The sequence below is a fragment of the Streptomyces sp. NPDC017943 genome (assembly GCF_044328425.1).
Lineage (GTDB): Bacteria > Actinomycetota > Actinomycetes > Streptomycetales > Streptomycetaceae > Streptomyces > Streptomyces djakartensis_A.
In genome coordinates this window covers 1-9,925 of sequence record NZ_JBIRHH010000035.1, presented here as the reverse complement: position 1 = coordinate 9,925, position 9,925 = coordinate 1, and the positions used below count along the sequence as shown (strand labels likewise).

Genomic DNA, 9,925 nt, shown 5'->3' with positions numbered 1-9,925 from the left:
AGCGGCTCGATCCGGTCCCACATCGCATCGGTGATCATCAATCGGACAGGCACATCCGATCAACTGATCAACCCATCAAAGAGACACGACCTAGCCCTCCCCTGCACGCGCAAGCGGCACTCGGTCCAGAAGGAGGCGACGACCTTCTGGGGCCGGCTGACATCACCGACCCCGCAGACGGTCCGACCGCATCGGAGTATCGCTGCGCCTCATGGTACGGCCGGCACTGCGATCTGCTATGACCGCTGCACGCGCAGGGTCGAGACCCTAAAGCGGCAACCGTATGCCGAGCTTCTGCATGGCGAGCGAGGGCGGGCCGCCCTCGGAGCGTTCAGTTTTGGACCCCTTGAGACGAGGCTCGAGGGTGCGGGGGTCGACCGCTTCGGCAGGGGCGCTGTTCGCGTAGAGGCCGGCGGGGTCATTGTCGCGGTCGTGAGGCAGAAGCCAGAACACGCGACGTCGAAAGGTGCCGGAAGCATGCGAGGCTTTGGCATTGGGACCCAGGATGGCGTAGCCGACCATACGACCGTCGCGATGGTAGGCGGGTTTGCCCTTGCGGGTGGGGAGCCGGTCTAGGCTCTGGCGGACGTAGTCGAGCTGGCCGACGTCCTCCATCCATACGATCTCGGTTTCGTGGCTGATCTCGTCCGCGCTGATCAGGGAACTCATCCGCTGCCCCTTTCGTCGTCGGTGAGCAGTCCGATGCCCGGGTAGTGCTTGCGCTGATTGGACAGGATCATCTCCTTGGGCGAGGCCAGCCCGACGAGTTCCCGTGTCCGGGCGGCGAACGCGCGTGAGGACATGACCAGTGCTCCTTCATTGTTGCACCAGGCTTTGTAAGCGGCGTAGAGCGCTGTTTGCTCGGCACGGAGGTCAGGTCCGAGTCGGCAGCATTCGTCGTAGAAGCGGCCGGTGTGGTCTTCGGTCTCGGCGTAGGCGTTTGTGGCGATGCGTACGCGTTCGGGGCCGGTGAGGTCACGGTGGCCGGCGAGGTAGCGGCGAGCGCCGTCGATAAGCCAGTGAAGGATGCCGGGGCCCTCTTCGGTGACGAGGATGTCAGCCAGGTTATCGATCTTGCGGTCGTCGGGAACGATCCGCTCGAAGGGGAGCAGGCGCATGCGCCGCCAGAAAGCGAAGCCTCCTGTGCCGACTTCGGGTCGGGTGTTGCCAAGCAGCCAAAGCTTGTGGGTGGGTTCGAAGCTGAAGGGATCCTGGCGCATACGACGGGCTTTGATGCGGTCTCCGCCGGTGAGGAGTTTGACGCGGGCTTCGTCGAACTTGTCCCCGGGCTTGATCTCGGAGCACACGTAGATGCGGCGGCCGTGCAGTTCGGCAAGGTCGGTGGGGTGACCTTCGAAGGGTTTGGCCATGAGGAAGCCCGGCGGGGCTGCGTCGGCATAGTCGCCGAGGAGTTTCATGGTGACGTCGAGCAGAACGCTTTTGCCGTTTTTCCCTTTACCGTAGAGGAAGGGGAGAATTTGGGCACCGACATCGCCAGTGATGGAGTAGCCGAGCAGCAGGTGCAGGTAGTTGATCATCTCCTGGCCTTCGGCATCGTCACCGAAGGTGTCCATCAGGAAGCGCAGCCAGCGGGGCGTGGGCATGGCCCGGGGACCGACCGTGGTGGAGCGGGAGTGAAAGTCCTTGCTCGGATCGGGGGCCGATAGCAAGCCGGTACGCAGGTCTACTACTCCAGTAGGGGTGCACAGAGCATAAGGGTCGGCGTCGAGGCGGTCGGGGTTAAGAGACATACCGGGCGCTGATTTGGCTTGGGCGAGCATGGCATTGATGCCAGATGTCGATAGAGCCCTGCGGCGGTGTTTTGCCAGAGCCGTAGTGGTGAAGTGGCCGCGGGGATCGTGAGTGGCAATGTTCTCCGCGAGGTCGCCAGCAGCCCACAGAACTGTCTCATCCTCGTCCATCTGCCACCGGGTGGTGTCCCAGCGGAACCAACCGATCCTGGAGACGTGCCGGTAGTCCGAGGCGTACAACTTGACGAAGAGCTTGGCGTTACCGCGGTCAGTCAAGGTGTCTGGCAGCAAGCCGTTGGCGACCGCTTCGCCGAGCGGTCGCTCCGTGGCGGTCTGTGCCGGAACCGGCACAACGGCTGTCTGATTGCGGATCTGGGCGGCGACGGCTTCAGGGTCGAAGTCGAACAGGGTCTCGTTGCGGGGGGACGTCACGGGCACCTCCCGCTGGGGTGGAGGGGCCGTTGCTTTCCGGCTTCGAGGCCGCTGCGGATGATTTGCTGAATGCGCTGCTCCTGGCCCGGGCGGGCTGCGATAGCGGTGTCTTTGAGGGCCTGTTCCGCCTCCTCGGAGAGGCGGCCGGCAGCGATGAGTCCCCCGATGGTGTAGGCGGCGCGGTTCAGCGTGTCGGAGAACCCCGCACCCTCGGCAACCAGACCGCAAGCCTCGACCGGGGCAAGGAGCCTGGCAAGGGCGTTCCCATCCTCTTGGCGGCCGCCACCCGCGGCCAAAACGGCCTGCTGGGCCCGCGGAGGGACCAGTCGGGGGGCAGGAATGCTGGGTGCGGGCAGATGTCCGGTGCGGTCGAGTTCCTGGGCGAGCCACAGCGGCAGCGCGGCGGGCTCTCGGGCTTCGCCGATCGGCGTGTAGGTGCCGTGATCAGTGGTGGTTCCAGGGGCGACGATATAGCTGCCCTGTGCGCGAACGTCGACCTGCCAGGCCAGGGCACGCCCAGGTGTTGAGCCTACGGAGGAGAGCCATCGGCGATTGCCCGTGGCCAGGTACCAGACATGCAGCCCTCCAGAGGGAGTGCGTACACGCATGGTGGAGGTGTCGTCGGCGGGACTGGGCTGTCCCCGCAGGGCGGCGAGGACGGCGATGGTATGGAAGCCAGTGGCCAGTCCCGTGAGGTCGACCTGGTCGCTGATGGGGATGCCCGGAAGGATGCGATCGCGAGTGGGGGGCTCCGCGGAGTGGGCGTCAATGTCGATGACTACGAGGCCGGCCGGGCCGCAGGAGACTCCGATACCGAATTCGGGATGATGGCCCCACCAGTGTCTGATGCGCTGCTGGTCGAGGGTGGCTGCATAGAAGCTGTGGCACCAGTGACCCGCCCGCAAACACGGACAGTCGCTCGGGGTGTGAGCGTCTTCACGGCAGCTACTGCAGTTTCCTGCCGGGGACTTGCGTCCCGGCGCGAGAGGGTGGACCGGCCAGCCCCGGCGGGCGCACCACTGCGCGACGAGGAGGCTCTGGGCAGCGACTGGAACTCCACGTGCAGGAGACTGTGAGTCGCTGCCAGAAGAGCGCAGCTCAGCAGGCATTCGTACCCCCAATCAGCGACCGAAGCGACTCAACGACGGACACAGACTAGCGAATCAGGTCCATGTCGTCGTGGAGCACATGCAGAAAGCTGATCGCACCGACGCCGCACAGCGTCCTCGAGGCCTGCCACCAGCGACCGAGCGGGGGACGCAGCGACTCTGACGCTTCGGTCGCTGCGCTCCACGGATAACGAAAAGGCCAGGTCAAAAGGCCCCTACGAGGTTCATCAGCGACTGAAGCGACTGAAGCCTGGGATATATCACGCACACGCGCACTCTCTATAGCGGCCATATATGTCGAGCCAGAGTCGCTTCAGTCGCTACAGTCTCCCCACACCGCGCTGACCTGCAGGTTTATTCCCGGGCCTGGTAGCGACTGAAGCCCCGCTTGGTCGCTGATCCGTCAGTCGCTGCTTCAGCTCCTCGCAGCGACTCAAGCGACCGAACCGACTGGACACCCGGCACGAGCAGAACGCGTTCTTGTCCAGGCCGCTGGACTGGAGAGGCACCCCGGCTCGTGCCCCGGGCTTGCACAGAGCTCTCGGAGCCCTGAAGAGGAGAGGGAGGAGAAGCTGGCCGACAGGCCCCGGCTGCGGCGCGGGGAGGGGGCTACGGCTTCGCACGGACCGCGGGAGGCGTAATACCTACACGGTGCTTCCGTACCTTCCTACGTGGGTTGATCGCGGACATTCGTAAGATAGGGGCACCCAGGGATGCCGGGTGTGGCTGTCATGGTCTTGTTGCATGCGTGGCTCAGAGAGATTGGCCGTCCGGCGTCCCGCGACGACTCGACTGCTGATTGCGATGCGCGAACTGAATCGCTCGCATGGACGTGACAGCGGGGACGTCTGCTGGGACAGCACAACAGAACGACGAGGGAGAGGACGGTGCCCGAACTGTGGACGGGCACGGACGCGGGCAAGGCCGAACATCACTGCACCGCGATCGACGGGGACGGCGCGAAGGCGCTCGCGCCGGGTGCCGAACAGTGAGGGCGAACTGCTGAAACTCCTCGGTGACGTCCTGGACCTGGCCGATTGCGACCCCGTCACATGGGAGTCGACCTCAACGCTCGCGGCGCCGCGCTGTGGATCGCCCTGCTGGTCAACCACGGACAGCGGCTCTTCCACATCCTCGGCCGGATCGTTCATCACGCCTCCGGCTCTTACCGCGGAGACGGCACCTCCAAAACCGCGCTCATCCTGCTGACCGGATACCAGCCCCTGGCCGCCCTGCGCCAAATTGGCCGGGCCCGGCCGACCAATTTGGCTCAAGAACCACGGCGTGCGCACCCTGAACGTCGCAAAGAGCGCCGCCGAGGCCGCGATCACCGCCGACGAAGCCCAGTTCACCGTCGTCCCCGGGGAGAAGACCGCCGCGAAGGTGGTCCACACCCTGGCCAGGGAGGTGATGGCCCTCGACGAGGAGATCTCCGAACTCAACGTCCTTATCGAGGGCCGGTTTCGCGAGCATCCCGACGCAGAGGTGATCACCAGCACGCCCGGCATCGGCGACATGCTCGGCGCCGAGTTCATCGCTGCGACTGGTGGAGACATGACCGCCTTCGGCAGCCCGGACCGACTCGCCGGCGTTACCGGACTCGCCCCGGTCCCCCGAGACTCGGGCAGGTCAGCGGCAACCTGCGCAGACCCAGACGCTACAGCCGCTGGCTCCTGCGGATGTTCTACGTCTCTGCTCAGGTCGCCGTCGTGCACTGCCCCCAGTCCAAGACCTTCCACCAGCGCAAACGCGTCGAGGGAAAGTCCCCCAAGCAGGCCGTTCTCGCGCTGGTCAGACGCCGCCTGAACGTGCTCTGGGCCCTAATACGCGCCCACCGGACCTTCGAGGCCGTCACGCCTCAACCCCTGCCGCCGCAGCGGCATGACTCGGTCACGAGACGTCACTGCCCCGGCTTGACATCATGATTGGGAACCTCTCTCGGTGCTCGCCGAATCGTGCTGTACGACGCTCACCGTCGGCGTGCCATCCCGGCAAACCTTCCCGGTCACAGCACTAGCCGTATGAGCAGAGCCCGGCGGTTGGCGGCATCATTTGAGCCTTTTCAGCGACCACCCCGGAGGGTTAAGGACCCGTCTGGGGTGACTGGCCTCTGAGCTGCATAGAGGCCGACGCTGGCGGACACGGCCGTCACCCGATCGATGGCCACTTTAAAAGGCTCAGTGTTAAGTGGGCAATTACTCCCCGGCCTTGAGTGGCGATCAGCCGGCGACATGGATGCCGGGGCGCCGCTCCGGGTCGGGTTCGTGCTTGCGGATAATTTCACGGGTGACGGGGGCTGTGTCGCCGCGTCCGAGGAGGACATAGCGGATCATGTGTTTCAGGGGGCGGCCTTCGGCCCAAGCGAAGTAGCAGTGCGGTCGGATGTCTGTCGTGTCGCGCAGGCAGAGGAGGATGGCTGCGATGGCGTTCGGGGCGGCGGGCGCCTGGGCACGAAGGATCCGGTGGCCTGCGACTTCTACGCCCCGGACGGTTAGCACGTCGCTGAACTTCGAAGGGTCGATCACGTCGATCTCCAGGAAAAGAACGTCGGCTGGCACGGGGACAGGGTTGGAGGCCCGCTGTTCGCGTTCCTTGCTGTCATATTCGGCGCGTCCTCCGGTGGCGCGGCGATGGGCGATGATGTTGATGGCGCGGTCATGGGCCAGTGTGTCTGCAATGAACTGTCGTGCTGTTCTGTCGAAGTCAATCCGGTCGGCGCGTAGTTCGGTGGTCCGGGAGACTCGAGACATGAGTGATATAAGAATGATGCCGAGGATGAACACGGCGGAGATGATGATGCCGTCGGGCTTGTCGACGATATTTTTTAGTAGGGCGTAGACCAGTACGGCAGTGAGTACTGCGAAGCCGGTGGCGCGCCCGGCCTGCTGGCGCCGCAGGGCTGAGACCGTGACGGCGAAGGCACCGGAGACCATCATCGCGAGGATTCCCGTGCCGTAGGCGCCTGCCTGGGCGTTGACATTGGCGTCGAAAAGGACAGTGATTGCCATGCAAAGAATGGTGTAGACAAGGACGACCGGACGAACTGCTCGCCCCCATTCGGGCGCCATGCCGTAGGCCGGTAGGTAGCGTGGGACGATATTGACGAGTCCTGCCATCGCAGATGCGCCGGCGAACCACAGGATCAAGATGGTGCTGATGTCGTAGATTGTGCCGAAGGCTTCGCCGACATGCTTGTGGGCCAGCCAGGCCAGAGCCCGTCCGTCTGCTTCGCCGCCGGGCTGGAACTCCGCGGCTGGTATCAGAAGGGTAGTCACGAGGCTGGAAGCCAGCAGGTACAGGCTCATGATGATTGCGGCGCAGGTCAGCAGCTTACGCGTGTTGCCCACACGCGACATGCGCCGGTGCTCGCGATCAGGGCCCTCTGCGTGAACCAGGGGCATCATGCTCACTCCGGTCTCGAAGCCGGACATCCCCAGGACCAGCAAGGGGAATGCGAGCAGAGCCGGTCCGACTAGCCCTGTGAACCCGCCTCCGCCCGACACCAGGCTATCGGTCCAAGCGGACCAGACGCCGGGCGTGGCCGCCACGTCCGCCAAACTGACGGCGATGACGATCGCGTTGAGGGTGAGGAAGATGGCCACCAAGGGGATCGCCACTTTGACGGCCTCGCTGAAGCCAAGCAGAAACACTCCACCCAGGATGAGGAGCAAGAGGATCGTGATGGCCACCTCCTCACCGTGCAGAGCGTGAGGCACCAGCGGGCTCTCCACCACGTGCACGGAGGCATCGGCAGCCGACAGCGTGATGGTGATGATCCATGAGGTGGCGACGAATCCCAGCAGCACCAGGACGAACAGCTTGCCCCGCCAGAACGGCAGTACGTCCTCCAGCATCGCCACTGAGCCGGCCCCGTGCGGGCTCTCGTGTGCGACCCGCCTGTACATGGGCAGCATCCCCAGCAGGGTCAGCGCGACGATCAACAGCGTGGCCAGCGGTGAGACAGCACCGGCGGCGAGGGCCGCTATCGCAGGGATGTACGCCAGACTGGAGAAATAGTCGACCCCCGTCAGACACATGACCTTCCACCACGCGTGCTGTTCGCTGAGGCCTTCCTCTGAGGCGGGACCCACAGGCTGCACCTGGTGCTGAAGCAGCCACCGAGCGAGCCTGCCGGCAGGCTGTGGCCTCAGCGCAGGCGTGTTCACAACCTCTGGCGGAAGAGCTGGCTCTTTGTTCTTCGTCATGCTGTCTGCCCTTGCCCTGACCGGCGAGCCCACCGACTTGGCAGGGCATCGCCGTCGATCATCGATTACGTTTTCGAGACGCTGAGCCGTGCGCGAGAGTTCATGATCAGAGCATCGGGAACTGCATCCTTAACGATTTCCATACGCGGTACCGGTCCGAATCGGTTTCAGGAGGACCGGTTGCTCCAGCCAGTGTTCTAACGAGTTGGTGCGTGATAGCGGGCAAGGCATCGTGCCTGGCCGATGACATGATCCGTGGCGACCATGGTCAATCGAACGGTGCTGGCACATCGGCTGCTCACGGGGGTCTCTCGGCGTCACCTCGCATGCCTGGCAAGGGAGGTGGCTGCGTCGTGGCAGGCCAGCGCCGAGGGGCGTCGCCATGCTGCACGAGGTGGAGCCAGGAGGCGGGCCGAAGGTGCCGGCGCCCGTCATCAGCTGGTGTTCGTTGATCGGCTGGTGGTCACGCTGATTCATCTGCGGCACGACCTGCCGCACTCGGTGCTGGGGCTGCTGTTCGGCGTCGACCGGTCCACCGTTACCCGGGCGATCGGAGAGGTGCGCACGCTCCTGGCGGAGCGGGGGTGCGCGGTTCCCGACCGTCCCGGCCTACGGCTTCGAACGCTTGCGGATGTCTTTAGCTATGCCCAGGCCGAAGCGGCTGGACGCCACCGGGATCCAGGTTCGCCGGCCACCGGCCGGCCGCGGCGGACGCCGTGCGTTCGTCTCGGGCAAGAAGAAGCAGAACACGATGAAGGCCACCGTCATCGCCGACCGGCGTGGCCGCACGTTATGGGGCCGATGCTCTGCGACCTGGGCGTATGCACGATGTCACGGCCGCCCGCAACGAAGGCATCGCCGTCTGCTTCCAGCACTTCCCCGACGTCGAAGAGTTGGCTGGCCGCTGGCATCCATGCCCTGACCGTACAGGCAGGGCGAACGTTGCTTGATGCGGCACTGGGCTAGGACCTGATGTAACGCGTCGGCTACACGGACGCCGTCCAGGTCGGCGGTCAGGGTGACCTCGGCGCGGTCGTGAGCCATCGACTCTGCTTGTTCTGGCCCTCACCTGACGGCCGTCTTTCGGCAGCCCACAAGTGCCTCAGCACCCCAGTTTCAGCTAGTTTGGCGACCCGATTCTGGGCGTTACCAACGCGCCCGACTCCCAAGAAGCCCATGTCGGCCTCGGGATCAAAACCTGCTTCGGCTTCGCCGTCGAGCGGGAGTATTCATTGGGAATTTTCATGACTGCATTTTACGGCGGCCCGCCCTGAAAATGCAGTGTTGCTGTAACGTGCGGGAGGGAACACCCTCTGTGAGCCTGCACCGCTCCCGTTGAGAACATCAACCGCAAGGGACGCCATGCCTGCAAGTGACGAGAACCAACCTCCTGCCAATTGGCGGCCCCAGGAACCGGCGCAAGAAACATACGCGCGGTTACGGGCAATGGATAACTCCCATGCTGCCGTACAGGACACACGGAAAATAAGGGCAGAATGGGCACAATATACTAAAAATTGTCAAGATGACCCGGCATTCCGAAGGGCGGCACGCGGGACGCGTGAGGAAATAGCCCAACGTGACGAGCATGAGCTAGAGGTAATCAGTGATGTTACAGCTTCGTGCATTCCGGTTATCTTTCGCACAAGGTTGGGTGGTGCACTGCAGCCCCCTGAGAATTTCATCCCCGCTGCGCACGAATCCGACAGAGTACTTGAGAACGTAAGGCGTCTGCATCAGAGGCAGCAGTACCTACTGGAAAACCTGGATGTAAAGCGGAAAGCACTCAGGATGCAAGTGGAGCGAGACGCGGCGGATGGCCGTGCCGCTACCGCAGAACGCCGTGCTGCCCAACAGTTCGGAGCTCCAAATCAACATGCCGAAAGACAGCAGCCTGGAGCTTCATCGCTAGCGAGCGCTGCTCGATCGACAGTCCCGTTTGCTTCTTCGGTATCGCGCCTTACTGAACCGGCCAATGGAGAAGCAGTCCACCGAGACCGGCAAGCACGCCTTTCGCGAAGCTCAGGTGCGGGCAGAAACCATTGACACTGACATCAAACTTATGGTGAATAATGTGTTTGAGGGGCATGTCTCGTCAATAAGTAGACCGTACAAGAGTGAAAGACCTGGACGGCCAGTCGATTGGCTTCTGCTCAGAACAGCCGAGACGAACCCGTCTGACCCTCGATCTCGCCTGCGCCCTGCCGGTATGCCGTCGCTTGGTTTCCGCCCCGCATTTGTGGTCATCTCGCAGCAGCCACCCGTCTAGGACGCCGTGTGTGGCATCGCCGCACGGTAAGATGACGGGCTCGCCTTTTGTGTGCAGTCGGGTTACTGAACCTCTTTCATCCTGAATACGTGCAGGTCATGAGTGTGTGGATGGCTTGGACGACGGTTCCGATGCGCCGGGTGGAGCATCTGGCCCGAC

Annotated in this window: 4 protein-coding genes and 3 pseudogenes; 2 read left to right on the top strand and 5 right to left on the bottom strand. The window is 63.9% G+C overall.

The window, feature by feature from the left end:
* Window positions 1-267: 267 nt before the first annotated feature.
* The 3 genes from ACH4C6_RS35205 to ACH4C6_RS35195 are packed head-to-tail and all read right to left on the bottom strand — an operon-like array spanning window position 268 to window position 3,292.
* Window positions 268-669 carry a DUF6009 family protein gene (locus tag ACH4C6_RS35205; RefSeq protein WP_398112696.1) on the bottom strand — a complete coding sequence of 134 codons (402 nt, stop codon included), beginning with the start codon at window positions 667-669 and terminating at the stop codon, window positions 268-270.
* On the bottom strand, window positions 666-2,183 hold the full coding sequence (locus ACH4C6_RS35200) for a phage/plasmid primase, P4 family (RefSeq protein WP_366900552.1): 1,518 nt from the start codon (window positions 2,181-2,183) through the stop codon (window positions 666-668). Before ACH4C6_RS35200 ends, ACH4C6_RS35205 begins: the two co-directional genes overlap by 4 nt.
* Window positions 2,180-3,292: a bifunctional DNA primase/polymerase gene (locus ACH4C6_RS35195; protein WP_366900551.1), complete on the bottom strand. Its 1,113-nt coding sequence runs from the start codon at window positions 3,290-3,292 to the stop codon at window positions 2,180-2,182. Before ACH4C6_RS35195 ends, ACH4C6_RS35200 begins: the two co-directional genes overlap by 4 nt.
* Window positions 3,293-4,179: 887 nt before the next feature.
* Between ACH4C6_RS35195 and ACH4C6_RS35190 the strand changes: the two are divergent.
* Window positions 4,180-5,217 (top strand): annotated as a pseudogene (locus tag ACH4C6_RS35190) (transposase).
* A gap of 294 nt (window positions 5,218-5,511) precedes the next feature.
* On the opposite strand, the gene ACH4C6_RS35185 reads toward ACH4C6_RS35190, so the two are convergent.
* Window positions 5,512-7,497: an amino acid transporter gene (locus ACH4C6_RS35185; protein ID WP_398112695.1), complete on the bottom strand. Its 1,986-nt coding sequence runs from the start codon at window positions 7,495-7,497 to the stop codon at window positions 5,512-5,514.
* Window positions 7,498-7,761: 264 nt separating this feature from the next.
* Here ACH4C6_RS35185 and ACH4C6_RS35180 point away from each other — a divergent pair.
* Window positions 7,762-8,393, top strand: a pseudogene (locus tag ACH4C6_RS35180) (transposase family protein); the annotation flags it as partial.
* 1,449 nt (window positions 8,394-9,842) lie between these two features.
* Here the strand turns inward: ACH4C6_RS35180 and ACH4C6_RS35175 are convergent.
* A pseudogene (locus tag ACH4C6_RS35175) lies at window positions 9,843-9,925 on the bottom strand (IS5/IS1182 family transposase); the annotation flags it as partial.